Here is a 25,743-nt window from a genome sequence, read left to right as displayed (position 1 = left end):
CTCTTGGTGGATGCAGACTAGAACGACTGTCGAAACCAATCAATATTTATTCTATATATTTTTACTTGGAATATTTTTTCCATTAAACTTATTTTCAAGGCCCAGCCCCGTGGCGTGCATCGTTTCAGCAGTGCCACCAGGCCTGGACCGCTGAAGATTTCCCCGACGCCGACCCTGTAGACTGGCCGCAGCCAACCTATTGTCCGGGGCGCTGCCCGCAACCGCCCCCACAGCATCCGCCAGAAGGATTCCCTATGTCCCGCACCGATCAGCCGGCCCTGTCCGAGAGTACGCCAGAGAGCGACCTCGTCAGCCCCCCAGCCAATGCCGAGCGCCTGCTGCAGCTGATCACCGAGGAGTACGAAAGCCTGCCCCGCCAACTCAAGCGCATTGCCAGCTACATGAGCCAGCAGAGTGAGCGGATCATGGTCGACCGGATCAGCGACATCGCCCAGGAATGCGAGGTGCATCCCTCGGCCATCGTGCGTTTCTCCCAGCGTTTCGGCTTCAGCGGCTTCAGTGAAATGCAGGCGCTGTTTCGCCAGGCCTACACCCACAAGGCCACGCCGGTGCAGAACTACCAACAGCGCGTGCGCAGCATGATCGCCAACAAATCGCAGAAAGCCAGCGGCGGCGACCTGGCCCGGGAATGCATCAACGCGACCCTCTCGGGCATCGAGCGCCTGGGGCTGGAACTGGACGACACGGCCTTCGACCAGGCCGTGGACCTGGTGGTCAACGCCGACAACATCTATGTGGTGGGGGTACGTCGCTCCTTCGCCGTGGCCGACTACCTGGTGTACAACCTGCAGCACACCAACAAGCGCATCCACCTGGTGTCGGGGCTGGGGGGCAGCTATCGAGAGCAGATGCGCAGCATCCGTCCCAACGATCTGGTGATCGCCATCAGCTTCACCCCCTACGCCAAAGAGACCCAGCACTGCCTGCGCATTGCCCAGCATAACCAGGCCAAGACCCTGATCATCACTGACAGCACCCTCTCGCCCCTGGCCAAGCGCGCCAACAGCGTGCTGCTGGTCAACGAAGGCAGCTCCTTCGCTTTCCGTTCACTGAGCGCCACCCTGTGCCTGTGCCAGGCGCTGTTCATCGCCGTGGCCTATCGCCTGGAATTGAAGGTGGACGAGATTCACGAACAGGCCGGCTTCGACGACTAGCCCGACGCCGCCCCATGACTGTGGGCCTGCAGTGCGCCCGGTACACCACTGCGCTGCAGGCCGCCCTGCTCGACCCAGTCCAGGGTCTGCCGGTAAGCCCGCTGCAGCAACTGGTCGGTTTGATTGAAATCGAACACCGAAACGCCCAGCGGGCACAGCGGGTCGACCACATGGATCGCCACCCGCGGTGCGTAGAGTTCGATGTCGCGCACCAGTTGGCGCATGCTCAACAGGTTCAAGGTGTGCAGCGCCAGGGCCAGCATCCCGGCCGGCGGCGCCAGGCAAGCGCAGCCGAAACCGGTAGGCAGGACAATCACCCGCGTCGCCCCCAGCCCTACTGCCGCGGCGATCGGCGTGTTGCTCGCGACCCCGCCGTCCACCAGCAACTTGTCGCCGATGCGCACCCAGGGAAACACCAGGGGAATCGCCGCACTGGCCAGCAGCGCCTGCTCGGTGCTGCCGCTGGACAGCACTTCCTGGGCGCCGGTGAGCAGGTTGGTGGTGACGATGTGCAGTGGCAGTTCGCAGTCTTCGATGCGCGCCACCGGCAAGGCCCGCCGCACCAGCCGGGCCAGGGCCGTGGACGGCAGCAGGCAACCACGGTGACGCAAGAACGCCACCAGGCTGTCGAGCAGGGAAAAGGGAAACACATCGGCCTTGCGCAAGCCGCGCCAGAAGTCCGCCAGCTCGGCGACGCCCCGGGCATTGGGCCGAGCGGCGAAGTAAGCACCGTTGATCGCCCCCACCGAGGCGCCCACCACCAGATCGAATTCGATCCCCAGTTCCACCAGGGCTTGCAGCATGCCGACCTGGACGGCTCCGAGACTGCCGCCCCCGGAAAGCACCAACGCGGTTTGGTCCTGACTCATGATCGAGCTCCCGCGCCAAGGCTGGCGCCGTAGAAGCTGAGCATAGCGGGTAGGCTTATTCGTAGATCTTGCCGCAGTACAAAAACACCGCAAAACGCTGCCAGGGCGAGGCCTCGGCCAGCCCCTGGGTGGCGCCGACAGCCGTCGCCTCGGCCCAGGCGTGGGCGCTGTCGAGATAGTCCTCGATGGAATCGTTGTGCCAACTGCCGGATTGCCCGGCCAGGGTCTTGCGCTGTTCCTGACGGCGGTCGGCGATCAGCGCCTGGACAAACTCCAGGAAGCTGCGTTCATCCACCACCTGCTGCAATCGCTGATCAAGGTCCACGGGCACTCCAGGTTCAAGTCGACGGCTGCAATGCCAGGCCTTTGCGCAGCAGCTCCTTGCGCAGGATCGGCCGTGTCAGGCAACGCAAGCCGTCCAGGCCCGGGCACTCTAGCAGTCGGTCGAGCTTGCGTGCACTGTCGGGGTTGCTGCCGGTGAGCAAGTAGCTGCGGCCCTCGCTGAGGCAGATCAGGTTCAGCAACCAGTCGTCACCGCGCTGCCCCAGCACTCTTTCGATCAAGGGCCGCTGGTGCTGCAACAACCCGGCGCCATTCCACAGGGTCAGTTGGGCAAAGTACCGGGGCAGATTGCTCGAGGCTTCAAGCACCTTCAGGTCCTTGAGCAACGCCTGCTCCAAGCCCCCTTCGATCTGCTGCTGGCATTCGCGGAAGTAATGTTCGGGCCACTGCCAGTCCAGGCCCGCACGCTGGGCCAGCGCGGCATAGGCTTGCAGGTCCGCCGGGGTGCAACTGTCGCCGGTGAAATTCAGGGTGTTGTCGAGAATCCCGGCCGCCAGCAGTTGCGCGCTGTCGCGGCTGATCCGTGGCAGCAGCCCGGAATCGCGCCAGCGCTCGTAGACCTGGGTGCAGGCGGCGCCAATCGGCCGGATATCCGCGTGACTGCCCAGGCGCTCATCCCAGAACGCTTCGAAGCCCGGGTGATGATCGATGACTTCCACCACCCGCGACAGGTCCACCAGGGGATCCAGGTGCAGGTGATTGGAAACATCCACCAGGACGAACTGCTCGCTGCCGTCAGGGACGTGGCAATCCAGGCCCTTGAGGTCGCGCCTGAAACTTTCGGGAATGCTCTCGTTGAGCGCAGCGCTGCTCAGGGCCCGGGCCGGACGGCCGCTGAGGCTGAGGCTGAGCCACTCGGCGTAGGCGATGCAACCGGCGTAGGCGTCAATATCCAGATAGGCCGCGCCGGAGGTAACAATGATCATGACGTCCCTGTAGTACACAAAGGCCTAAAGGCCGGGGCATCGAGCATGCCGCAAAGACATGACCGTGACATGACAATCAACCCTCATCCCGGCCTTGCGCCTCGGCCACCAGCAAGGCCGCCAGTCGCGAACCGCTGAAGCGGATCTGCGCCAGGCTCAGGGCCGCATAACCAATGATCACCGCCGGGGGCCGGCGCACCTGCTGACAACTCTCGGCCACCCCCTGCAGGAACAATCCGGCTTGCGCGGCGGCTTGGCAAAACCGCGCCTCATCGCTGCCCGGCGGCAACTCCAGGAGCAGATGCAATCCGGCCTGCTGGCCGCTGACGGTGTAACAGCCCGGCGCTTCGCGCTGCAAAATCGCCAGCAACTGGTCACGGCGCTCCTGATAGGCCTGGCGGGCCGCACGCAGGTAACGCAGGAAGGCACCGCTGGCAATGTAGTCGGCCAGGGCCACCTGCTCGATCACCCCCACCGAACGCCCGGTGCTCTGCAAGGTGGCCAGCAGCCGTGGGCGCAGGGCCTCGGGCACCAGCATGAAGCCCACCCGCAAACCGGCGAACAGGGTCTTGTTGAAGCTGCCGCAGTAGATCACCCGGTCCTCCCGGTCCAGGGACTTGAGGGCCGCCAGCGGCGCGCCCTGGTAGTTGAATTCACTGTCGTAGTCGTCCTCCACCACCCAGGCCTCGCTACGTCGCGCCCAGTCCAACAGGGCCAGGCGCCGGGACACCGGCATGGTCATGCCCAGGGGGGCCTGATGGGCCGGGGTCACGTAGACCATGCGCGCATCGCGGTGACGCTGCAGGCACTGCACATCGATGCCCTCCTCCTGCACCGGGATCGGCACCAGACGCGCCCCGGCCAAGGCAAACAGCCCCTTGGCCGATTGATAGCCGGGGTCTTCGATGCACACCTTGTCGCCAGGTTGCAGCAGGCTGCGGGCCAGCAGGTCGAGACCGTGGCGAATGCCCGTGGTGACCATTACCTGGCGCGGATCACAGGCAATGCCGCGGTGCTGCCCCAGGTACTCGGCGATCTGCTGGCGCAGGGCTGGCAGGCCACCGGGGTCCGGGTCGCAAAGCAATTGCGCCGGGGCATTCGCCAGGGCCCGGGTCAGCGCGCGGGCCCAGCGCTGCAGGGGAAACAGTGCCGGGTCGGCGAGCCGAGCAACAAATGGCTGGCCGGCGCGCACGGCAAACGGCTGGGACTGAAGACTGTCGACACGCTCGGGCCGCACCAACGCCCGTGCCGGGGGACTCAGATAGAGGTCCGGCACCACCGCGCAAACCTGGGTCCCGGAGCCGCAAAGCCGGCTGACGTAACCTTCGCTGCGCAAGCGATCGAAGACCACTTCCAGGGTCCCCCGGGACATCGACCAGCGCTGGGCCAGGGTCCGCGTCGACGGCAGGCGGCAACCGGCCGGCAAGCGTTTCTCGAGGATCGCCTGGCGCAGGGCGCTGTAGGCGCTGTCCTGCTTGCTCAGGCCCTCAGCGGTGGTTTGCGGGAGCGGCAGATCCAGCGGCACGGGGTGTTTTCCACGGCTCATAGTGGTCCAGTCAATAGCGGCCTAAATGGTGCTCGGCATTAAACCATAGAGCCTTTAATTTCACGTCCATGCGGTTTTTCTCCGCCCCTTATCGCCAAGAGCCCGTCATGAATTCGATTGCCAACACCGCGCCCACCGCCACCGCGCCACCACAAGCCCTGGCGCCCTGGCTCTGGACGTTCCTGCTGCTGGTGCTGGTCTGCCTGCCACGCATCAGCATCGACCTGTACCTGCCAGCGCTACCGGCCATGGCCGATGAGCTGGGGGCCAGCGATAGCCAACTGCAACTGACCCTGAGCCTCTACATGCTTGGTTATGCCCTGTCGATGCTGCTCGGCGGCCCTCTCTGCGACCGCTATGGACGGCGCCCGGTGCTATTGGCGGGCATGGCGCTGTACCTGATTGCCAGCCTGGCGTGCATGCTCGCCAGCAGCGTCGAAGTGCTGATGGCCGCACGGCTGCTGCAGGCCCTGGGTGGCTGCTGCGGCACCCTGATCGGCCGGGTCATGGTCCGCGACCGCTGCGAGCCCCAGGAACAGGCGCGGGTGCTGGGCCTGTTGTCCATGGGCATCGCCCTGTCGCCGATGCTGGCGCCGCTGCTGGGCAGCCTGATCGACAACCTGCTGGGTTGGCGTGGAATGTTCCTGAGCCTCAGCCTGATCGCCACCGGGGTGTGGTTGCTGATGCTGCTTAAGCTTGCAGAAACCCGCCCACCGCGCCGCGCCGAGCCCAATGCCGAAAGCCTGCCGCGGTTGTATCTGCGGTTGCTGCAAACGCCCTACTTCATGCGTTATTCGCTGGCCATTGGCTGCCTGTACTGCACCTATTTCCCCTTTATCCTGCAATCGCCGGCCCTGCTGCAGCGCAGCCTGGGGCTGTCCTCGACGGCCTACGCCCTGGTGTTCGCCGCCACCGTGGCGGGTTACCTACTGGGCTCGCGGTTGTTCCAGCGCCTGGCGGTCCGCCACAGCGCCGACCGCCTGATCGCCCGCGCCACGCTGCTGAACCTGGCAGGCTCGGGCCTGCTGTTGATCAGCAGCAACCTGTGGCCTCAGAGCCTGCTGGCGATCGTGTTGCCGATGATGCCGATCATGATTTCGGTGGGCCTGGCGATTCCCGCCTGCCAACTGGCGATCCTGCAACCCTATGCGGCAGTAGCGGGCAGCGCCTCCGGCTTGTTTTTCTTCATCCAGATGGCCATGAGCGCCGCTTGTGGGCTGCTGGCGAGTCTGTGGGCGGACAGCTTTGCCGGTTCCCTGGGCGCCTTGACCGGCCTGTTCAGTGTGGCCCTGGGCCTGGCCTGGTGGTGCCTGGGGCCTCGATCCCGATAGCCGTTGGCAGCGGCGGCCATCGCCCTCAAGGCGGACGCCGCAGTCGAGAACCGCGAAGGCCCTGCGGTCCGTTACCCGGCCTGCCACTGCGGCCACACAAAACCTGGCGACAGCGCGACTGGGCACTGTTCAAGAGAAATCCAATGCCGCTACATTAGCCGCCCCCGCCCTTTCGCCGCTCAAGACAAGGAAACACTTGATGAAGCTTATTGGAATGCTCGACTCACCCTACGTGCGCCGCGTCGCCATCAGCCTCAAATGCCTGGACCTGCCGTTCGAGCACCACTCGCTCTCGGTGTTCAGCACCTTCGAGCAGTTCAAGGCGATCAACCCGGTGGTCAAGGCGCCGAGCCTGGTCTGCGCAGACGGTGAAGTGCTGATGGATTCGAGCCTGATCCTCGATTACCTGGAAACCCTGGCCGGACCGGCCAAGAGCCTGATGCCGAAAACCGTGCCGGAACGCCTGCATGAGTTGCGGCTGATCGGCCTGGCCCTGGCAGCCTGCGAGAAAGCGGTACAGATCGTCTACGAAAGAAACCTGCGCCCTGCCGAAAAGCAGCACGGCCCCTGGCTGGAGCGGGTCGGCGGCCAGTTGCAGGCGGCTTATGCCGAGTTGGAGGAGGAGTTGCGCAAACGCCCATTGCCCCGGGATGGCTCCCTGGGCCAGGCCGCAATCAGCCTGGCGGTGGCCTGGAGCTTCAGCCAGATGATGGTTGCGGATCAGTTCAGCCCCGGGCAATTCCCGGCAGTGCGGGACTTTGCCGAATACGCCGAGCAGTTGCCGGTGTTCCTCGACACCCCGGCCACCTGAGCCGTTGTAGCGAGGGGTCAGCCGCTACCCCGAAACGCAGGAGCCGGCTTGCCGGCGAAGAGGCCCACAGGCTTTACATCGCCCTCATGGTGGTCTTCGCCCGCAAGCCAGCACCTGCGCAGGGCAATCAGGCGGGAAGTGCCTGCTTGGCCTTCTTCTCCGGGACCGCGGCAAAGCGCCGAGCCAGGAACGGGGTGATATCCAGCGGCAGGGCTTCGTCGTTCACCAGCTTGTCCAGCAGCACCCCGGTGATCGCCGAGGTCAGGATGCCGGTGCGGAAGTGCCCGCAGGCATTGAGGTAACCCTCGACCCCGTCCATCGGCCCAAGGATCGGCAACTCGTCCGGCGAGCCCGGGCGCAACCCGGCCCAGCAACGCTTGAGGTTGACGTTGGCCAGTTCGGGAATGCAGCGCACCGCGCCCTGTACCAGACCGTTGATCTCCGGGTAGGTGGTGCTGACGTCAAACCCTTTGTCCTCGGTGGTGCTGCCGATCAGGATCTCGCCATTGTCCTTCTGCGCCATGTAGCAGTCGCTGGTGGTCAGGCAGCCGTTGAGCAGCTTGGGCATGCGCTCGGTCAGGAGGATCTGGCCCTTCACCGGCTTCACCGGAATCTCGATGCCCGTGGCCTGCAGGCTCAGTTCGGCGGCCCAGGCCCCGGCGGCATTGATCAGGGTCGAGCAGTGGAACAGCCCGGCGACGTCGGTCGTCACCCCACTGACCCGGTTGCCCTGGTGCAGGACCCCGGTGACGTTGGTGTTGAAGTACACATCCACGCCGTTCTGCCGTGCGCCTTCGGTGTAGGCGTCGGTGAGGCGGAAGGGGTTGACCTGGTGGTCGCAGAGGAACTCCAGGGCACCCTTGGCTTCGTGGGTGATGGTCGGTTCAGAGGCGCGCAGGGCCGCTTGGTCGAGCCAGCGCACCTGATCCGCCAAGTGCGGGATGCAGCCAACAATATGCTCGGCATACAGGCGGTCTTCCTCGTCATAAATGACGAACTTCAGCCCAGTCTCCTCGAACTTGAAATCCATGCCGTGCATGCCCACCAGCTCGCGGTGCAGGCGCGGATAGAGCTCGTTGGACTGCAAGGCGAAGTCGAAGAATGACTGCGGCAGGATATGTGGCGTGGAGGAATCCACCAGCACTGCCGAACCCTGGGCCTCGCGCTTGCGGTTGGCCGACATCATCCGGAAGAAGATCACCCCGCAGCCCAGGCCCACCGACTCACCGATGGCCCACAGGCCGCCGGCCGAGGCGCGGCTGGCATTGCCTGGACGCTTGGCGTCGATCAACGCCACCTTGAGGTCCTTGCGCTTGGACAACTGATAGGCGCAGGACGCCCCGATCACACCGCCGCCGGCGATCACCACGTCATAGTGCTTAGTCATGCTGAGAGACCTCCTGGTCGGACGACGGAAAAGCCGAAAACGGAATCGGATCGAGGGGGAAGCGCGGGCGTATCCAGCCCACGTCCTGGCGCCCGGTGGCCTGGCGCAGGCGGTCGCTGCAGTAGCCCACGCACATCCGCCCCTGGCAGTCGCCCATGCTCACCCGGGTGCGCATTTTCAGGCTGGCCATGTCCTGCACGCCCTGGGCCAGGGCACGTTCGATATCGTTGCGGGTGGTGTGTTCACAGCGGCAGATCACCGTGTCGCCCTTGGGCAGGTCGATCTGCCCAGTGCCGCGCTCGGTATAGCGGTTCACTGCACCACGAAAGCGCAGAATCGAAGCCAGCTTGCGCTCATAGCCCTGGCGCCGTTGCAAGGCCTCCTCATTGCTCAGCACATCGCGCTGCATGAGGATCGACAAGGCGGCGATACGGCCGCTGAGCATTGCCGCTTCACCGCCGCGAATCCCGCCCATGTCGCCGGCCAGGTGAACGTGCGGCTCGCTGCTCTGCTGCCAGGCATTGGCGTTGGCCCGCAGGTAGCCGTCCTCGCTGAAACCGTGATCCAGGCCCATCTGCTGGCTCAACTGGGTCCGGGGAATAAAGCCATAGCCCACCGCCAGAGTCTGCGCGGCGATACGCTGGGCCTGGGCCATGTCCGGCTGCCAGTCGCTGGAATACGGGGCCACGGTGACCACGTTCAAGGCGTCCTGGCCCTGGGCTTCGACCACGCCCCAGCCATAACGCAGAGTGATGCTGTGGAGCTTGAGATAGGCCAGCATGCTCAGACCGTCGAGAAACAGCTGCGGCTTGTTCAGCAGGGCCAGGCTCTGCTTGGCGATCTTGCCCAGGGCGCTGGCCTCATAGACCCCGGCGACGCGCACGCCCGAGGCGTGCAGTTGGCATGCCACCAACGGCAGCAACGGACCGGTACCGGTGATCACCACCGGCCCTAGAGGCTTGACCACCCCGCTCTTGATCTGCAACTGCAGGCCACCGAGCAACGTGACCCCGGGCAGGGTCCAACCGGGAAACGGCACGCTGCGCTCATGGCAACCGGCCGCCAGCAGCAATTGCGAGTAAGGCACCTGCTGCACCTGTTCATCGGCGTCCAGCAGCACCAGGCCGTGATTGCCCTCGGCGCCGATCACCCGGCTGTTGAGGCGCACTTCGATCAACTGTTCGTGGTCGCCGAACTCACCGTGCAGCTTGGCCAGCATCTCGCAGTAGCGCGGCCCCAGGTAGTCCAGTTGCACGCCGTCGCGCAACGGACCGCGAAAGACCACGCCGCCCAGGCGCGAGGCTTCTTCAAGCAGGGTGCTGCGCACGCCGTGCGCGGCCAGTTCGATGGCTGCAGCCATGCCCGCAGGCCCGCCCCCGACAATCACCGGATTGAGGCTCATAGGCTGGACTCCGGCTCGCTGATGCGGTTACTCAGGGTCTGCACCTGCATGCCCGGCTTGACCAGGGTCTGGCAAGCACGGCGCTTGTGACGGCCGTCGATCTGCACCAGACAGCAATGGCACACCCCCATGCCGCAGTAGGCCCCCACCAGTTGCCCGTGGTCATTGAGTGCCACTTGGCGCTGGCCGGTGGCCTGGATCACGCTGAGGACTGTTTCACCCAGGGCGGCAGTGACCGATTGGCCGTTGAGGCTGATGGTCATGTCCGCATGCTGCAGCGGCTGGATATCGAAGTTGCGGTCTATCTGACGCATTGCGGGTTCATCCGTGAAAAGTAAATGGGGTTGCCGGCATCCTGCCGCTTGAGGTCCTGCAGCCGGGATACGACAACACCCCGGTCCAAAGCTGTCGGGACCGAGCGCGGGCCAATCTAGTCGCTATTTCGCAGACGAACATTGATCTGGGCCAAGCAAACCGCTGTGCAGCCCCCCCCGAGTGCTGCTGCCGGAGTGCCAAAGTGAGACCCAGGGTGCAAAGAAGCCGCGACCGACAGAGGTCGGCAGCGGCGCAGGAACAACGGTCAGCCCGCGTTGAGGATGACGCTTAGTGCACGAACAGGGCGATCAGGATAATCACCGGGATCGGCACGCCGAGGAACCACAAGAGTAATGAGCGCATGGGAAATCTCCTGGATCAGTGAACGGGGGTGGGGGCAATGGTGCGCGGCTGAACCTCGCTTTCAAGCCAGACCACGGCGTCCCGGCGGCGGCCGCCAAAGGTCGCCGCCAGGCTGGCGAAAAAGGCCCCGCACAGCAGCGCGACAAACATCCACAGTGACGACCAGGCAGCCACCTTGGCCGCGGTGTCGGCAGCTTCCTTGGCGGCCTGCTTGGCCTCCTCCACGGTCTGGCGGGCTTTGGTGAACACCTCGTCGACCCGGCGTTCGGCGTCGGCCTGGCTGAGGTTGGTGCGCTGGGCCACCCGTTGCGCCAGGTAGCTGCGGTCTTCAGGGGCAAGCTGGCCATCGTTGCCCAGGGTGCGCACGAAGATCCGCGACACCGTGCCCCGGGCCGCATCATCGCTGACTACCGCCGGGCGATCGTCGCGGAACAGGCTGTCGACGAAATAGCCGTAGTCGTCCTGGGAGCCCTGGCTGGCAGCATGGCCGGCCACCTGGGTCATGGCGCTGGCGGCACCGGAAGCCACCTGTGCGCCGGCCTGCACGCCGCCGCTGATGACGCTGCTGACCGAGCCCAGCACCAGGGTCGCGGTGACCAGGGTGGCCACGGCCCAGGCGAGGAAGCCGTGGGCGGTGTCGCGGAAATACACTTCATCGCCATGCAGGTTGGCCCACTTCACCCGCAGGCGCCCGGCGATGTAGCCGCCAAGGCCCGCGGCGATGATCTGCGTCACGGCCAGCCAGACAATGCTGGAAATACCCAGGCCCTTGGCGCTGATGCCGCTGCCGGCCCAGGGCGAAACCGCGGAGAAGCCGAGGCCGAAGCCCAGCAGCAGGAGGATCAGCGAGAGTGCGGCCGCCGCCGCCGCGCCGGCGAAGATCGCCGCCCAGGACACGCCCGAGTGATGACTCGAGGCATCCGCGGGGGCCAGCAGGTGTTCAGAGGGTCTGTTCATTGTTGTTCGGCTCCAGGCATGAAAAGTGGTGTTACACGTCTCGAAGGGACAAGTGCAGCCACCGTGCCAGTTGCACGAACTTTATAAGCGCTTGTATTTCAATGGGTTGCGATAAACAGATAATCCCTGATCGTGCAACTTACCGGCCCGGGAGTTTTCTGGCGGGCGTTCTGCACGGCCCGCCCGGCGCGCAGGCCCGCCGACCCTGGTAGAGCTCCCGGCCTCGGGTCCAGCACCATTGCAGCACCAGCACCAGGATCCACAGCGCCAGCAGCAGGTTGCCCGCCAGGGTCAATTGCGCGATGCCCTGCCCCCACAAGGTAAAGAGCGGCAATGCCAGCCAGGCCGCACGGCGAAAATCCAGGAGCCGCATGATGCCCGGCACTATCAGCGCCATCAGGCCGATCACCAAGATGTCCAGCCCCCGATACCCCAGCATCCAGCGCGCATAGCGGGGATCGTCAGCATAGGCCTGCAGATAGCCCGGCAGGCGCAGCGCCAGATCCACGGCGAGGCTCAGCAGCAGGCTGCCCACCAACAGCCACAGCAGGCCTTTGAAACGTGATGCGTAGTTCATTGCACAACACCTTGATACACAGAAGGTCAATCGGGATTTCAATGCCGCTTGTAGCTTTTATTGCCACCGGGGGGCAGGCAGTACACCCCGCCCCGGGGCCCGGTGCAGAAACTGCCGCTGCCGCAGATGCAGCCCTGGGCATCGCGCAGCAGGGGCTCGGCCCGCGGAGGGCTGGAACGCGGGCCCAGCATCAGCGCGCAATTCTTTTTCGAGGCACTGATGGAACCGTCGTTGCACAGGAACAGCTCGCCGTCGCAGCGGGCGATGCCGCCCTTGCGCCCGGAACAGGGTTGGTTGGCCGCCAGCACTGCATCGCTGCACAGTGCCATCAGGCAGAGAAAGGACAATGGCTTCCAGCCGACCCGGGACAGGCTCCCCATGGATGTGCCTCCTGGCAACAAAAGTGGCGCGATAATATCAGGCAACGCGGCCCCTGGGATGGGCGTGTTCCAGGTCCCGACGGGGCCCCGGCGGCGCAGATGAAAGTTTTTTTAGAAACCCGGCGGCGGTTTCTTGGCAAAATGCCCGCCTGTGTCACGAACCGCTAAACAGGTAACGCCTATGACCCGCATTCTGACCATCGAAGACGACGCTGTGACCGCCCGGGAAATCGTCGCCGAACTGAGCAGCCACGGCCTCGACGTGGACTGGGTGGACAATGGCCGCGAGGGCCTGGTGCGCGCCGTGAGCGGCGACTACGACCTGATCACCCTGGACCGCATGCTGCCGGAGCTGGACGGCCTGGCCATCGTCACCACCCTGCGCACCATCGGTGTATCGACGCCGATCCTGATGATCAGCGCCCTCTCCGACGTCGATGAGCGGGTGCGCGGCCTGCGGGCCGGTGGCGACGACTACCTGACCAAGCCGTTTGCCTCCGACGAGATGGCGGCCCGGGTCGAGGTGCTGCTGCGGCGCAAGAACACGGTCAAGGATTTCGACACCAGCCTGCGGGTCGCGGACCTGGAACTGAACCTGATCAGCCGCGAGGCGACCCGCGCCGATCAACTGCTGAGCCTGCTGCCCACCGAATACAAACTGCTGGAATTCCTGATGCGCAACACCGGGCAGATCCTCTCGCGGATGATGATCTTCGAGGAGGTCTGGGGTTATCACTTCGACCCGGGCACCAACCTGATCGACGTGCACATCGGCCGCCTGCGCAAGAAGATCGACCCGCCCGGCATGACCCCGTTGATCCGCACCGTGCGAGGCTCGGGTTATGTCATTGCTGAACCCCTCTAAAGGCTGGCGCTCCTCCAGCAGCCGCCTGCTGGCCCTCTACAGTTCACTGTTCGTGGCCTGGAGCTGCATCCTCATGGGGGTGCTGTACTACGAGGTTTCCACCTACCTGGACAGCCTGGCCAAGCACTCGCTGATGCAGCGCCAGCACCTGTTCGCGCGCTTCGAGGGCGACCAGCTGGTGGAGGCACTGACCACCAGCATGACCTTCGACATGCGCGCCATCGACGCCTACGGCCTGTTCGACGAACAGCGCCGGCCGCTGAGCGGGCCGATCCGGCAGATCCCCGACGACCTGCCCCTGGACGGCAAGATCCACGAACTGAAGAACTGCATCGACTCCGAAGACCCGAACCTGCCTCGGTACAGCTGCGACGCCGTGGCCACCCACACCCGCGACGGCCGCTGGCTGGTGCTGGTGCGCGACAACGGCTCGCTGTTCGCGGTGACCCGGATCATCCTCCACGCGCTGCTCTGGGGCATCTCCCTGACCATCATTCCCGGGGCCGCCGGCTGGCACCTGCTGCGGCGCCGGCCATTGCGGCGCATCCGGCAGATCCAGGACAGTGCCGAAGCCATCGTCGCCGGCGACCTGACCCGGCGCCTGCCGCTGTCTAACCGGCGTGACGAACTGGACATGCTGGCGGCCATCGTCAACGCCATGCTCGAGCGCATCGAGCGGCTGATGCACGAGGTCAAGGGCGTGTGCGACAACATCGCCCACGACCTGCGCACCCCGCTGACCCGCCTGCGAGCGCAACTCTACCGCCTGCAACAACAGGCCGAGGAAGGCTCGCCCCAGGCCCTGCAGATGGACCAACTGCTGGCCGAAGCCGACACCCTGATGGCGCGTTTTCGCGGGCTGCTGCGGATCTCCGAACTGGAAGACCAGCAGCGGCGCTCGGGCTTCCTCGAGCTCGACCCGCTGCCGTTGTTGCAAGAACTGCACGACTTCTACCTGCCGCTGGCCGAGGAAGGCCAACTGAGCCTGGTACTGGATGTGCCGCCAAGCCTGCCCCGCCTCATCGGCGACCGCGCCTTGCTGTTCGAGGCCCTGGCCAACCTGCTGAGCAATTCGATCAAGTTCACCCCAGTGGGAGGCGAAGTGATCCTGCGGGGTATCGATGACGACGGCAGCTCACGCCTGGAAGTGCTGGACTCCGGCCCAGGCATTCCCGCAGCAGAACGGGCGGCAGTGTTCCGGCGTTTCTACCGGGTGGATGAGAACGATGCCCAGGGCGGTTTTGGCCTGGGCCTGTCGATCGTCGCGGCGATTGTCAGCCTGCACGGTTTCAAACTTGAAGTGGGTACCAGCGAACGCGGCGGCGCGCGCCTGAGCCTGGACTGTCGGCCGAGCCTGATCGTCGAAAAAAGCTGAGGGGCCCGGTCAGCGCGGCCCCGGGCTGGGCAGAGACAGGCAGGGCCGGCGGCTGCGCCATCCCGCGACACCCGGCGCCGTTCAGGGCGCCAGTTCGATCTGTCTGAGGGAGTTGCTGTCCAGTTCGTAGAGCAGCTCGTCGATCATCGTCAACACGTCGGCCTCGCTCTGCAGCGCCTTGGCACTCAGGCCGGTGACCACCAGGTCGACCCGGCCGCTCTCGGGTTCGAACACTCGCAGGGTCAGGGTGCCGTCGCCGGCGTTGCTGAAGCTGCAGGCCAGGGGCGCCAGGCGCTGTTCGATGCAGACGCGCAATTGCGCCTGGGTGATCACTGCCGGCACCTCAGCGCCGCCGCAGCAGACCCGCCAACAGGCCGGCGCCCGCCAGCAACGCCACACTCAGCCAGGGTTTCTCCCGCAGCAGACGCGCCGCCTGGTCGAGGGTCTGGCCATAACGTTCCTGTAGCTCGCCAGTGGCCTCCCGGGCCAGGCCTTGGGCCTGCATTTGCGGATCGTCCAGCCACTCGCCCAGGCTGTCCTGGGCCTTGCCGGCCACCTTGTCCACGGCACCCTTGATCTGTTCGCTACGCATCTTGGCTTTCCTTCCGCTGTGGGATCAAAAAATCCGAGGGGATGCTTCGCCCCCCCGGATGCTCACAGCCTAAGAAATCGCCACGCGGCGCAGAAGCGCCATTTGTACTGGTCCAGCTAGTGCGTTTGCACTGGTTCAACGCTTGCGAACGCGCTGCACACCGGCAAACAGCCCGCGCTCGCGGGCCCAGACAATGGCCTCGGCGCGACTGTGCACCGCCAGCTTGGAATACAGCGTGGCCACATGGTTGCGCACCGTGCTCAGGGCCAGCTGCAACTGTGCCGCGATTTCCTTGTCCGCCAGCCCCTGACAGATCAGCCCAAGCACTTCGCGCTCGCGGGCAGTCAGGTCGGCAGAACAAGCCCCTGGTGTCGCCACCGACTTGGCGCTGCGGACATTGGCGAGCTTTTCGATCAGGGTCTGGCTGAACCACGAAGCGTCACGCATCACCTCCTCGATCGCCGTCACCAACTCCAGCTCCGAACGCTTGCGCTCGGTGATGTTCATCAACACCAGCAGGTAGCAGGGACTGCCCTCGATGCTCACGGTATCGGCAGACACCACACAATCGATGACCTCCGCGCCCTTCTTGCGCACCTTGAGGTCCTGGGCCTCAAGGCTGCCGTGTTTTTCCAGGCGGCCGAACAAGCGCTCGCCGGCCTCGGACTCCTCGATGAAACCAATCGCCTGCACGGTCTTGCCCAGCAGTTCCTCGCTGGCGTAACCACAGGTATTGAGGAACGCTTCGTTGACGTCGACGATCTGCTGGTGCTCGGCGCTGCACAACAGGGTTGGCACCGGCGTCAGGCGGAAGGACTTGGCAAAGCGTTCCTCGCTCTGGCGCAGGGCCATTTCGGCCTTGCGCCGCGGTTCCAGGTCCATGAAGGAAAACAGCATGCAGTCTTCATCACTGATATCCAGGGGCTGGCCGGCGACCACCACCAGCTTGCTGCCACCGTCGGGCAAGCGCAGTTCGGCCTGCATCTGCGGGATGGTTGCCCCCTGGTTCAGGCGTTCGATGGCCAGGTCGCGCTGCTCGGCATGCTCCAGTACATCCAGTTCGTACACCGAGCGGCCGATCACCTGGTCACGGGCGTGGCCGGTCATCTCCAGGAAGCCCTGGTTGACCTTGATGTAGCGCAGGTCACTGAGGCGGCAGATCACCGCGGGCGCCGGATTGGCATTGAAGGTTTTCTCGAAGCGCTGCTCGGCGCTGGCCCAGTCGGTGGCATCGCTGAGGATCAGCACCAGCGACTCCGCCGCACCCTGGCTGTCACGCAGGATCATGCTGCGCACCCGATGGACCCAGTGCCGAGCTTCACCGTCGATCTCGGCCCGGACCTCCACCACCACATCGCTGAAGGTCTCGCCGGCAGCGACCCGGTTGATGGGGTAGCTGTCCAGGGCCAGCGGGTGATTGTTGCGGTAGCGCAAGGCATAGCGCCGGGCGTATTGGCGAACATCGGTGCCCAGTTGGCTGACTTCACTGACCCCGTGCATGGCCAGCGCCGCATCGTTGGCCCAGAGCAGGGTCTTGTCGGTTTCCAGCAGGATCACCCCGTCGGACAGCCCGGAGATGATCTGCTGCAGTTGGCGTCGATTGGTTTCGGAAGCGAGTACGGCCTGGCTCATGGCGTCTCCATCAGGGCCTGCAAGGCTGGTGCGGGGCCAGCACTGCGGATTTAAGGGGGGCTAAAACTACGACCGCGAGGCGTCGCCATCGTGCCCTGCGCTGCGACTGCCCTCGCACCACTGATCACTGGAGCCCGTCACCGGGCCGGGTTAAGCTGCCGGGCCGGGGCCTGGCGCCAGCCACTGGCCCCCAACCAGGTGCCGCCCCGGGCGGCCTTCAAGGAGCGGAAGATGATCACTCTGCGTGAAGCCGGAAACGATGATATCGAGGCCCTCCAGGCCATTGGCGAAGCCACCTACCGCGAGCACTTCGTCTCGATCTGGAGCGCCGAAGGGCTGCGCCAGTTTCTCGCCCAGGACTTCTCCGATGAGGCCCTGCGCAACTCCCTGGAGGCCCGCGACCAACACCTTTGGCTGCTGGCCCTGGACACGCAACAGCAACCGTTGGGTTTTGCCAAGCTCAACTGGCACCGGCCGACGCCGGGCAGCGGCCTCCCCGGCGCCGAACTGCAGAAGATCTACCTGCTCAAGTCCCAGGCCGGCAAAGGCTATGGCCGGCGCCTGCTGCATGAACTGATGGAGCGCGCGAGCCAGGCTGGCGAAACCTGCCTGTGGCTGGATGTGCTGAAGAGCAATATCGGCGCCCGGCGCTTCTATGAAAGCGCCGGTTTGCAGCAAGTCGGCGAAGTGCCGTTCGATACCGACCTGGAGCAGATCGGCATGTGGGTCATGGCCTGCGACTTGCCTTCCCAGGAACGCCTCGCGTAAGGCGGAACCGGACTTCGCCGCCCACTCGACCGCCGCCAAGGTGCATGCCGTTGCGGCTACAGGCCCAACGCCTTGAGGCGTCGATACAGCGTGCGTTCACTCAGGCCCAGGGCCTTGGCCAGTTCGCTGCGCGAGCCGTCGAACACTTGCAGGGCGTGAGCCAGTTGCTCCAGGTCCTTGGGCGGCCGGCGCCGGGCGGGCGCAACCGCTGGCTGCGGACTGCGCAGTTCCAGCGGCAGGTCCTGCAGGCGAATCACCCCATCGTCACTGAACAGCCGTGCCCGTTCCAGAATGTTGCGCAACTCGCGGATATTGCCCGGATAGGTGTACAGGCGTAGTTGCTCCAGGGCCTGGGGGTCGACCCGCGGCACCACCCCGGGATCGAGGCGGCGCAACAGGCTGTCGATCAGCAACGGCAAGTCGTCGCTACGCTCACGCAGTGCCGGCAAGCGGATCGGAAAGGCGCTGATGCGGTAGTACAGGTCCTGGCGGAAGGTCCCGGCGGCGACCATTTCCTTGAGCGGTTTGTGGGTCGCCGCCACCAGGCGGAAATCCGAGTGCACGGTACGCAGGCTACCCACCGGACGGAAGCTGCCGGACTCGATCAGGCGCAACAGCTTGACCTGCATGGCCAACGGCACCTCACCGATTTCATCGAGAAACAAGGTGCCGCCGTGGGCCGCTTCGGCCAGGCCGATCTTGCGTTGCAGGGCGCCAGTGAAGGCGCCCTTTTCGTAGCCGAACAGTTCGCTCTCCAGCAGGGTCTCAGTGAGGCCGGTGCAATCGACCACCACCAGCGGCCCGCTGGCCCGGGGGCTGCCGTCGTGCAGGGCACGGGCGAACAACTCCTTGCCGGTGCCGGACTCCCCCTGGAGCAGTACCGGGATCGGCGCCGGGGCGGCCCGCTGCAAGGCGCTCAAGGCCTCGTTGAACGCCGGCGAACGCCCCACCAGGCCCTTGCGCTGGGGTTGCACCGAAGCCACCGCCACCGAACTCAGGCGCTCGACATAAGCCACCACCGCCCCCGAGGCGCCGATGATCGGACGCAGCTCGACGTCCACATGCTCCGGCCCGCGGGGCGTGTGATGGATATGCAGCATGCGCTCCGGCACCCGGCTGGCGTGGGCCTTGCGCATCGGGCAGTGCTCGCCGGCCTGGTCGCAGGGCACGGCAAACTGATGGGACACCTGGTAGCACTTGGCACCGACATGGGGTTTGCCGGCCACCCCGAACTGGCGCTGGTAGGCGGTGTTGGCGGCGATGATGTTGTAGCCGGTGTCGAGCACGATGGTCGGTTGCGGGTCGTGTTCGAGGTAGGACACCAGGGCAGACATCTGCGACTGGGCAAGGTCGGTGGCGATCAGGGACATGGTGACTCCAGAGCAGTGGCGGCAGCTTAAAGCACGCCGCGACTTTCTGCCATTTTCTGCCACAAACTGCCATATCACTGCCAACAAACGCTGTCAGTCGACCTGAAAAAATGCTGATGGCAACCTCCCAGGCCTTCTACTTCAATGAATAGGCGGCCAATCAAGGCGTTTCGGGTTGGCACGTTTATTGACGGTCCAAGGGACGAGCGACAGCGCAGACTGCCCTCACCTTCATTGCCTGGAGTGCCCCATGATCATCAGCGACACGCTGCGTGTAGACGCCTTTTTCGACAGCCATACCTGGACCATCAGCTACCTGGTGATGGACCTGGCCAGCCGCCGCTGCGCACTGATCGACAGCGTGCTGGACTACGACCCGAAATCCGGCCGCACCCGCACCGAATCCGCCGACCGGCTGATCGCTCGGGTGAAGGAGCTGGACGCCCGGGTCGACTGGATCCTGGAAACCCACGTGCACGCCGATCACCTGTCCGCCGCGGCTTATCTCAAGGAGCAACTGGGGGCCCAGGTGGCCATCGGCAACCAGATCACCCAGGTGCAAAAAGTCTTCGGCGCGCTGTTCAACGAAGCCCCGGCGTTCGCTCGCGACGGCAGCCAGTTCGACGTACTGCTGGCCGACGGCGCCGAATTCGCCATCGGCCAACTCCAGGCCAGGGCCTTGCACACTCCGGGACATACTCCGGCGTGCATGACCTACCTGGTACACGTCGCTGACGAATGCGTGGCCTTTGTCGGCGACACCCTGTTCATGCCCGACTACGGCACCGCCCGCTGCGACTTCCCCGGGGCCGATGCGCGAACCCTGTACCGCTCGATCGGCAAGATCCTCGCCCTGCCCCCCCAGACCCGCTTGTTCATGTGCCACGACTACCTGCCCAACGGCCGCGAACTGCAGTACATGACCACCGTCGCCGAGCAGCGAGCCAACAACATCCATATCCACCAGGGCATCGACGAAGACAGCTTTGTGAAGATGCGCGAAGCCCGCGACGCCACCCTGGACATGCCGGTGCTGATCCTGCCTTCGGTGCAGGTCAACATGCGCAGCGGGCACTTTCCCGAGCCCGAGGACAACGGCGTGAGCTACCTGAAGCTGCCCCTTAACACCCTATAACTACTCCACACGGAGACCTTGCCATGCGTCCCATCAACCCAGCCCTGCGCGCCGTCGACGGCAGCCACCAGGTGCTGATCGTCGGCGGCGGTGCCGCCGGCATCGCCGTTGCCGCCAGCCTGCTGTCCCGCGATCCCCACCTGGACGTGGCGATCATCGATCCGGCCCAGACCCACTACTACCAGCCTGGCTGGACCTTGGTAGGCGCCGGCGTGTTCAGCGCCGAGTCCACGGTGCGCGACATGGCCGCGCTGATGCCCAAGGGCGTCAAGTGGATCCAGAATGCCGTCAGCCAGTTCGAGCCGCACAACAATGCCCTGGTCCTGGCCGATGGCCGGGTGCTGGCCTACGACCAGTTGATCGTCTGCCCCGGGCTCAAGCTCGACTGGGCAGCCATCGACGGCCTGCCGGCGACTCTGGGCAGCCATGGCGTGACCTCCAACTACCGCTACGACCTGGCGCCCTACACCTGGCAGCTGGTGCAGCAACTGCAACAGGGCGAGGCGCTGTTCAGCCAGCCGCCAATGCCGATCAAGTGCGCCGGGGCGCCACAGAAGGCCCTGTACCTGTCCTGCGACCACTGGCTGCGCAACGGCCGCCTGGGGCCGATCAAACCGAGTTTCCTGAACGCCGGCGGCGTGTTGTTTGGCGTTGCCGACTACGTGCCGGCGCTGATGGAGTACATCAAGAAATACGCCGTCGACCTCGCCTTCGGCCACAACCTGGTGGCGGTGGACGGCCCGGCCAAGCGCGCGACCTTTGTCCGCACCCTGGCCGACGGCAGCCAGGAAACCCTGGAGCGCGCCTTCGACATGCTGCACGTGGTGCCGCCGCAGTGCGCCCCGGACTTCATCCGTAGCAGCCCGCTGGCAGACGCTGCCGGCTGGGTCGACGTCGACCCCGGCAGCTTGCGCCACAAGCACTTCGTCAACATCCACGGCCTGGGCGACGTCACCAACACCAGCAACGCCAAGACCGCCGCCGCAGCGCGCAAACAGGCACCGGTGGTGGCCAACAACGTGCTGGTGGCCCTCAAGCGCCTGACCCAGCTGGCGCAATACGATGGCTACGGCTCCTGCCCGCTGACCGTGGAACGGGGCAAGATCGTCCTTGCCGAATTCACCTACGGTGGCAAGCTCGCCCCAAGCTTCCCGAGCTGGCTACTGGACGGCCGCCAGCCGACCCGCCGCGCCTGGTGGCTGAAGGAACGGATCCTGCCGCCGCTGTACTGGCGCGGCATGCTCAAGGGCCATGAATGGCTGGCGCAGCCGCACCTGCCCACGGACACCCCGAAAGCATGAATGAACACACTCTGCTGGGCGCCGGGCTAGGGGCAATCATTGGTGCAATCCTGGCCCTGACCGGGGCCGGCGGCGGCATCCTCGCGGTGCCACTGCTGGTCTTCGGCTTGGGCCTGAGCATGGTCGAGGCAGCCCCTATCGGCTTGCTCGCGGTGGGCCTGGCGGCCAGCGTCGGCGCGGTGCTGGGGCTGCGCCAAGGCATCGTGCGCTACCGCGCGGCGGGCTTCGTCGCCGGCATCGGCATCCTCATGGCGCCGCTGGGCTTGTGGCTGGCCCACCGTTTGCCGAACCTGCCCTTGGCGCTGCTGTTCTCACTGGTGCTGCTGTACGCCTGCGGGCGGATCTTGCGCAAGGCCAGCCTGGAGTTGAAACAAGGCCAGGCGGCGCCACGTCCGGCGTTCCTGCCCTGCGTGCTCAATCCGGCCCAGGGGCGCTTACGCTGGACCCTGCCCTGCGCCCGGGCGCTGACCTTTACCGGCATGCTGTCCGGATTGCTCTCCGGGCTGTTGGGGGTGGGCGGCGGCTTCGTGATCATCCCGGCCTTGAGTCGCTACACCAACCTGGACAGCAAGAGCATCGTCGCCACCTCGCTGGCGGTGATCGCCCTGGTGTCTCTGGGCAGTGTGGTGACCGCCAGCGTCAGCGGGGTGATGCACTGGGCGGTGGGCGCGCCCTTTGCCCTGGGAGCTGTGCTGGGGCTAGTGCTGGGGCGCCAGGTGGCCAGCCACCTGGCCGGCCCGCGCCTGCAACAGCTGTTCGCCATCACCGGCATATTGGCCGGGCTGCTGCTGGCGGCTGGTGCCTTGGGCTGGCTATCCCGTTGAGCCCCTTCGCCGGCAAGCCGGCTCCTACATCAACGTACGCACCACCACCCGTAGGAGCTGGCTTGCCAGCGAAGGCGGCCTCACCAACGCTGGCGTTGCAAGGGAAAGATAGCGGCGCCACGAGCGGCCCCTTCGCCGGCAAGCCGGCTCCTACATCAACCTACGCACCACCACCCGTAGGAGCTGGCTTGCCAGCGAAGGCGCCCTCACCGACGCTGGCGTTGCAAGGGAAAAATAGCGGCGCCACGAGCGGCCCCTTCGCCGGCAAGCCGGCTCCTACATCAACCTACGCACCACCACCCGTAGGAGCTGGCTTGCCAGCGAAGGCGGCCTCACCGACGCTGGCCTTGCAAGGGAAAAATAGCGGCGCCACGAGCGGCCCCTTCGCCGGCAAGCCGGCTCCTACGAGGAACTCGATATGCTTTTGGATTACCTGCATTTCACACCGTGGTCGGCCCTGGCTGGAGGGGCATTGATCGGCCTCGCCGCCGGGCTGCTGATTGTCGCCAACGGGCGCATCGCCGGGATCAGCGGACTGCTCGGCAGCCTGTTGCAACCCGGCAGCGACGGCTGGGGCGAAAAGGCGCTGTTCATTCTCGGCCTGCTGCTCGCGCCCCTGCTCTGGGGCCTGTTTCACGCCCTGCCGGCCGCCGAGTTCCAGAGCGGTCTGTTCGGCCTGGTCAGCGCCGGCCTGCTAGTGGGCATCGGCACTCGCTATGGCGCCGGCTGTACCAGCGGGCACGCCGTGTGCGGCATTTCCCGGCTGTCACCCCGTTCGCTCATCGCCACCCTGTGCTTCATGGCCACGGGCTTCGCCACTGTCTGGGTGCTTCGGCATCTGCTGGGGCTGACGGCATGAGAAAACTCTGCGCCTTTATCGCCGGCCTGCTGTTCGGCATCGGCCTGTTGCTGGCGGGCATGGCCAACCCGGCCAAGGTCCTGGGCTTTCTCGATCTGGCGGGAACCTGGGACCCGTCCCTAGCGCTGGTGATGCTCGGTGCCATCGCAGTGGCCTGGTGGCCTTTCCATTGGGCCATGGGCCGGTCGCACGCATGGCTGGGAGCACCGATGCAGATTCCGCCCAAGCGCGGCGTGGATCGGCGCCTGATCGGCGGCAGCCTGCTGTTCGGCATCGGCTGGGGCATTGCCGGGATCTGTCCGGGGCCGGCCCTGGTGCTGTTGCCGAGCGGGCACTGGCAAGCCTGGGTGTTTGTCCTGGCCATGCTCGTGGGCATGCTGCTGTTCCAGCGCCTGGAAGCCCGTCGGCAGCCTTGAATGGCACAGCGCCTCGCCACCCGGTAGGAGCTGGCTTGCCAGCGAACGCGCCCTCGCCGGCGCCGCTGACCTGACACAGGACTCACGGCGCCAGGCCCGGTCTCTTCGCCGGCAAGCCGGCTCCTACGACGCAAGTGGCCAGGGAAAGATTGGCCTCTGCCGGTCAACCGCGCAGGCGGCGACTATGGCCTGGACCTGTATCCCCCAGGAGTACGCCATGTCGACCACCCAATCCCTTGAACAGTGCCTCTGGCGCAAGATCGGCCGCTATGCCTCGCGAACCGGCCGGACCTTGATCCAGAAAACCCTCTGGCTCTACTACGCCGCGCAACGACCGCAAACCCCGATCTGGGCCAAGACCACCATCTACGCTGCCCTGGGTTACTTCGTGCTGCCCGTGGACATCATCCCCGACCTGATCCCGGGTGTCGGATACGCGGATGACTTTGGGCTGCTGGCCGGTTCAGTGGTGGCCGTGGCCGCCCACATCAACGCCGAGGTCAAGGAGCAAGCCAGCGCGCGCCTGGCGGACTGGTTCGGCAGTGAACCAGACTGAACAAGGGGCAAGCGCAACGGCTGGGGTGCGGTCCTTGGTGTTCATCCGACTCACGAGAGCACTTTGGAGCGCCCGCACAAGATGGCCGCCAGACTCACCGCGCTTGCGTGTCCAGGGCATAAAACTCCTGCAACTTGGCCTGCAGCAGTTTCTTGTCTGGCAGTTGGGTCCGGTACTCAGCGATCAACGCCGGCGACAGTGAGCGGTTGAGGGCATATTCCACCACCTCGTCCTCCTTGCTGGCACAGAGCAACACACCCAGGGCCGGGTTTTCGTGGGGTTTGCGCACCTGGCGGTCCAGGGCCTCCAGGTAAAAGTCCAGCTTGCCCAGGTACTCCGGCTCGAAGCGCCCGACCTTGAGTTCAACGGCCACCAGGCAATTCAAGCCACGATGGAACAGCAGCAGGTCCAGGGCGAAATCGCGCCCGCCAACCTGCAACGGATAGCCTGAAGCGACAAAGCAGAAGTCGCGCCCCATTTCGATCAGGAAATCCTTGAGCTGGCGCACCAGGCCCTGATGCAGATCGGCTTCGTCATGCCCCTGGGCCAGGTCGAGAAACTCCACCATGTAGGCATCCTTGAATACCTTCAGAGCCTCGGGGTGGGTTTGTCTCACCGCTGCCGAGACGCTTGCCGGGCGGGTCAGCGTGCGTTCGAACAGGGCGGATTTGATCTGCCGTTCCAGCTCGCGCCGTGACCACTGCTCCCGGACCGCGAGATCCAGGTAGAACTCACGCTCCCTTGGCCCTTTACTCTGCCCCATGACCACCAGATGGTGGCTCCAGGGCAATTGTCGCACCAGTGGTGCGACTTTCTCGTGATCACGATAAGCCTCGTAAAACTGCCGCATGCGGAACAGGTTCGCCCGGGTAAACCCCCGCAGGCCCGGCTGTTGCCGCGCCAGGTAATCCGCCAATTGCTGGACCACACCATCGCCCCATTCCGCCGCCTCGATCTTGCGGCTGATATAGGCCCCGACCTGCCAGTACAGTTCCACCAGTTCAGTGTTCACCGCTCGCACCGCCCGTTGCCGGGCGGCGACGATCATCAACGCTACTTCACCAAATGCCACGTCGGTGGATGTGTTTGCCGCTTGCGCCTGTTGATTCATGAGCAATGCCCGATTGACAGGAAACAGGCCCCTATCATCCCGTGGCCCGCCATGAACCTGTAGTCAGCCCTGTCTCTTTCCATTGAGCGAAACGTCCTGATTCGAGCTGCGCAAACGGACCGGTCAGCCCGGCATGCACGCAAAGTCATGGGTACTGGCCACCTGCTTACCCTTGGCGTCGTACAAGCGCGCCGACACTTCGGTGCCCAGGCTCGACTCCACCAGTTTGTAATGCTCGCCGGCCTTGAAGCCGCTGTAGCTGACATGGCCATTGCAGTCTTGCTGGTTGGAATCGCCGACATTCTCTTCAAACAGGGTCACGTCCAGGCGGTGAGCACCGGGCTTGACCTGGAAATAGCGGCCATCGTCGATCTTCTGCCCGTCCACCCGTTCGGCCATCAGGTCGTTGGGCGCCTCTTCCTGCAGGCCGATCCAGGCTTGGCTGGGGTCGGGCTGGGGCATGGGCCCGGCACAGGCAGAAAGCAGGCATGTCAGGCCCAGGGCGGGGATCAGCAGCAATGGTTTGAGTGTCATGAAGCAGTACCTCGACAGTTAAAA

Annotated in this window: 28 protein-coding genes; 12 read left to right on the top strand and 16 right to left on the bottom strand. The window is 65.2% G+C overall.

What is annotated here, in order from left to right:
- Nucleotides 1–254: 254 nt before the first annotated feature.
- Nucleotides 255–1,175 (top strand): MurR/RpiR family transcriptional regulator, encoded by a 921-nt coding sequence (locus tag GV819_RS22210; protein ID WP_161758194.1) that lies wholly within the window; start codon nt 255–257, stop codon nt 1,173–1,175.
- Here the strand turns inward: GV819_RS22210 and GV819_RS22205 are convergent.
- From GV819_RS22205 to GV819_RS22190, 4 genes are all read right to left on the bottom strand, one after another.
- Nucleotides 1,172–2,044 (bottom strand): patatin-like phospholipase family protein, encoded by an 873-nt coding sequence (locus tag GV819_RS22205; protein WP_161758193.1) that lies wholly within the window; start codon nt 2,042–2,044, stop codon nt 1,172–1,174. The two genes, GV819_RS22210 and GV819_RS22205, sit on opposite strands and share 4 nt — an antisense overlap.
- A gap of 55 nt (nt 2,045–2,099) precedes the next feature.
- Complete coding sequence (locus GV819_RS22200) at nt 2,100–2,369, bottom strand: DUF7660 family protein (RefSeq protein ID WP_161758192.1); 270 nt, start codon at nt 2,367–2,369, stop codon at nt 2,100–2,102.
- A gap of 13 nt (nt 2,370–2,382) precedes the next feature.
- Complete coding sequence (locus GV819_RS22195) at nt 2,383–3,312, bottom strand: DHH family phosphoesterase (RefSeq protein ID WP_161758191.1); 930 nt, start codon at nt 3,310–3,312, stop codon at nt 2,383–2,385.
- Nucleotides 3,313–3,388: 76 nt separating this feature from the next.
- Nucleotides 3,389–4,858 (bottom strand): PLP-dependent aminotransferase family protein, encoded by a 1,470-nt coding sequence (locus GV819_RS22190; protein WP_161758190.1) that lies wholly within the window; start codon nt 4,856–4,858, stop codon nt 3,389–3,391.
- Nucleotides 4,859–4,965: 107 nt separating this feature from the next.
- Between GV819_RS22190 and GV819_RS22185 the strand changes: the two genes are divergently transcribed.
- Together GV819_RS22185 and GV819_RS22180 are read left to right on the top strand one after the other, a co-directional pair.
- Nucleotides 4,966–6,189, top strand: coding sequence for a multidrug effflux MFS transporter (locus tag GV819_RS22185; protein ID WP_161758189.1), 1,224 nt, complete (start codon nt 4,966–4,968; stop codon nt 6,187–6,189).
- A 199-nt stretch (nt 6,190–6,388) separates the two neighbouring features.
- Nucleotides 6,389–7,000 carry a glutathione S-transferase gene (locus tag GV819_RS22180; protein ID WP_161758188.1) on the top strand — a complete coding sequence of 204 codons (612 nt, stop codon included), beginning with the start codon at nt 6,389–6,391 and terminating at the stop codon, nt 6,998–7,000.
- A 127-nt stretch (nt 7,001–7,127) separates the two neighbouring features.
- On the opposite strand, the gene hcnC is transcribed toward GV819_RS22180, so the two are convergent.
- The 6 genes from hcnC to GV819_RS22150 form a co-directional block, all read right to left on the bottom strand.
- The gene (hcnC, locus tag GV819_RS22175) at nt 7,128–8,387 is read right to left on the bottom strand and encodes a cyanide-forming glycine dehydrogenase subunit HcnC (RefSeq protein ID WP_161758187.1); all 1,260 of its coding nucleotides are present in this window, start codon (nt 8,385–8,387) and stop codon (nt 7,128–7,130) included.
- Entirely contained in the window at nt 8,380–9,789 is a 1,410-nt protein-coding gene (gene hcnB / locus GV819_RS22170) for a cyanide-forming glycine dehydrogenase subunit HcnB (RefSeq protein ID WP_161758186.1), read from the bottom strand. The genes hcnC and hcnB overlap by 8 nt, the downstream gene beginning before the upstream one ends.
- The gene (hcnA, locus tag GV819_RS22165) at nt 9,786–10,103 is read right to left on the bottom strand and encodes a cyanide-forming glycine dehydrogenase subunit HcnA (RefSeq protein ID WP_161758185.1); all 318 of its coding nucleotides are present in this window, start codon (nt 10,101–10,103) and stop codon (nt 9,786–9,788) included. Before hcnA ends, hcnB begins: the two co-directional genes overlap by 4 nt.
- A gap of 379 nt (nt 10,104–10,482) precedes the next feature.
- A complete protein-coding gene (locus GV819_RS22160; protein WP_161758184.1) occupies nt 10,483–11,424 on the bottom strand; it encodes a hypothetical protein in 942 nt (313 codons plus the stop codon).
- Nucleotides 11,425–11,563: 139 nt separating this feature from the next.
- Entirely contained in the window at nt 11,564–12,001 is a 438-nt protein-coding gene (locus GV819_RS22155) for a hypothetical protein (RefSeq protein WP_161758183.1), read from the bottom strand.
- 38 nt (nt 12,002–12,039) lie between these two features.
- The gene (locus GV819_RS22150; protein WP_161758182.1) at nt 12,040–12,381 is read right to left on the bottom strand and encodes a hypothetical protein; all 342 of its coding nucleotides are present in this window, start codon (nt 12,379–12,381) and stop codon (nt 12,040–12,042) included.
- Between the two features lie 181 nt (nt 12,382–12,562).
- On the opposite strand from GV819_RS22150, the gene GV819_RS22145 reads away from it, so the two are divergent.
- Both GV819_RS22145 and GV819_RS22140 read left to right on the top strand, forming a co-directional pair.
- Nucleotides 12,563–13,246: a response regulator transcription factor gene (locus GV819_RS22145; protein ID WP_011060869.1), complete on the top strand. Its 684-nt coding sequence runs from the start codon at nt 12,563–12,565 to the stop codon at nt 13,244–13,246.
- Nucleotides 13,224–14,621, top strand: coding sequence for a sensor histidine kinase (locus GV819_RS22140; RefSeq protein ID WP_161758181.1), 1,398 nt, complete (start codon nt 13,224–13,226; stop codon nt 14,619–14,621). The genes GV819_RS22145 and GV819_RS22140 overlap by 23 nt, the downstream gene beginning before the upstream one ends.
- 81 nt (nt 14,622–14,702) lie before the next feature.
- Here the strand turns inward: GV819_RS22140 and GV819_RS22135 are convergent, their stop codons facing one another.
- The 3 genes from GV819_RS22135 to GV819_RS22125 form a co-directional block, all read right to left on the bottom strand.
- Nucleotides 14,703–14,963, bottom strand: coding sequence for a DUF1652 domain-containing protein (locus GV819_RS22135; protein WP_161758180.1), 261 nt, complete (start codon nt 14,961–14,963; stop codon nt 14,703–14,705).
- A gap of 1 nt (nt 14,964) precedes the next feature.
- Nucleotides 14,965–15,213: a CsbD family protein gene (locus GV819_RS22130; protein WP_161758179.1), complete on the bottom strand. Its 249-nt coding sequence runs from the start codon at nt 15,211–15,213 to the stop codon at nt 14,965–14,967.
- A gap of 135 nt (nt 15,214–15,348) precedes the next feature.
- Entirely contained in the window at nt 15,349–16,845 is a 1,497-nt protein-coding gene (locus tag GV819_RS22125; RefSeq protein WP_161758178.1) for a helix-turn-helix transcriptional regulator, read from the bottom strand.
- A 231-nt stretch (nt 16,846–17,076) separates the two neighbouring features.
- Between GV819_RS22125 and GV819_RS22120 the strand changes: the two genes are divergently transcribed.
- Complete coding sequence (locus GV819_RS22120) at nt 17,077–17,613, top strand: GNAT family N-acetyltransferase (protein WP_161758177.1); 537 nt, start codon at nt 17,077–17,079, stop codon at nt 17,611–17,613.
- Nucleotides 17,614–17,669: 56 nt separating this feature from the next.
- Here GV819_RS22120 and GV819_RS22115 read toward each other — a convergent pair whose 3' ends face one another.
- Nucleotides 17,670–18,983: a sigma-54 interaction domain-containing protein gene (locus GV819_RS22115; protein ID WP_161758176.1), complete on the bottom strand. Its 1,314-nt coding sequence runs from the start codon at nt 18,981–18,983 to the stop codon at nt 17,670–17,672.
- A 250-nt stretch (nt 18,984–19,233) separates the two neighbouring features.
- Between GV819_RS22115 and GV819_RS22110 the strand changes: the two genes are divergently transcribed.
- From GV819_RS22110 to GV819_RS22085, 6 genes are all read left to right on the top strand, one after another.
- Nucleotides 19,234–20,118, top strand: a complete 885-nt coding sequence (locus GV819_RS22110) for an MBL fold metallo-hydrolase (RefSeq protein ID WP_161758175.1) — start codon at nt 19,234–19,236, stop codon at nt 20,116–20,118.
- Nucleotides 20,119–20,141: 23 nt separating this feature from the next.
- The gene (locus GV819_RS22105) at nt 20,142–21,419 is read left to right on the top strand and encodes an NAD(P)/FAD-dependent oxidoreductase (RefSeq protein WP_161758174.1); all 1,278 of its coding nucleotides are present in this window, start codon (nt 20,142–20,144) and stop codon (nt 21,417–21,419) included.
- Nucleotides 21,416–22,243 (top strand): sulfite exporter TauE/SafE family protein, encoded by an 828-nt coding sequence (locus tag GV819_RS22100; protein ID WP_161758173.1) that lies wholly within the window; start codon nt 21,416–21,418, stop codon nt 22,241–22,243. The genes GV819_RS22105 and GV819_RS22100 overlap by 4 nt, the downstream gene beginning before the upstream one ends.
- Before the next feature lie 418 nt (nt 22,244–22,661).
- The gene (locus GV819_RS22095; protein WP_161758172.1) at nt 22,662–23,102 is read left to right on the top strand and encodes a YeeE/YedE family protein; all 441 of its coding nucleotides are present in this window, start codon (nt 22,662–22,664) and stop codon (nt 23,100–23,102) included.
- Nucleotides 23,099–23,518, top strand: coding sequence for a DUF6691 family protein (locus GV819_RS22090; protein ID WP_161758171.1), 420 nt, complete (start codon nt 23,099–23,101; stop codon nt 23,516–23,518). Before GV819_RS22095 ends, GV819_RS22090 begins: the two co-directional genes overlap by 4 nt.
- Before the next feature lie 217 nt (nt 23,519–23,735).
- Nucleotides 23,736–24,074: a YkvA family protein gene (locus GV819_RS22085; protein ID WP_161758170.1), complete on the top strand. Its 339-nt coding sequence runs from the start codon at nt 23,736–23,738 to the stop codon at nt 24,072–24,074.
- Nucleotides 24,075–24,168: 94 nt separating this feature from the next.
- On the opposite strand, the gene GV819_RS22080 is transcribed toward GV819_RS22085, so the two are convergent.
- Together GV819_RS22080 and GV819_RS22075 are read right to left on the bottom strand one after the other, a co-directional pair.
- Nucleotides 24,169–25,185 carry a PDDEXK nuclease domain-containing protein gene (locus tag GV819_RS22080; protein WP_161758169.1) on the bottom strand — a complete coding sequence of 339 codons (1,017 nt, stop codon included), beginning with the start codon at nt 25,183–25,185 and terminating at the stop codon, nt 24,169–24,171.
- Nucleotides 25,186–25,308: 123 nt separating this feature from the next.
- Nucleotides 25,309–25,719 carry a hypothetical protein gene (locus GV819_RS22075; protein ID WP_025128123.1) on the bottom strand — a complete coding sequence of 137 codons (411 nt, stop codon included), beginning with the start codon at nt 25,717–25,719 and terminating at the stop codon, nt 25,309–25,311.
- Nucleotides 25,720–25,743 lie beyond the last annotated feature (24 nt).

Origin of the sequence: Pseudomonas sp. Fl5BN2 (assembly GCF_009908205.1) — a bacterium.
Classification (GTDB): Bacteria; Pseudomonadota; Gammaproteobacteria; order Pseudomonadales; family Pseudomonadaceae; genus Aquipseudomonas.
Note: the sequence above shows the minus strand (reverse complement) of the source record. Positions and strands in the feature narration are given on the sequence as shown.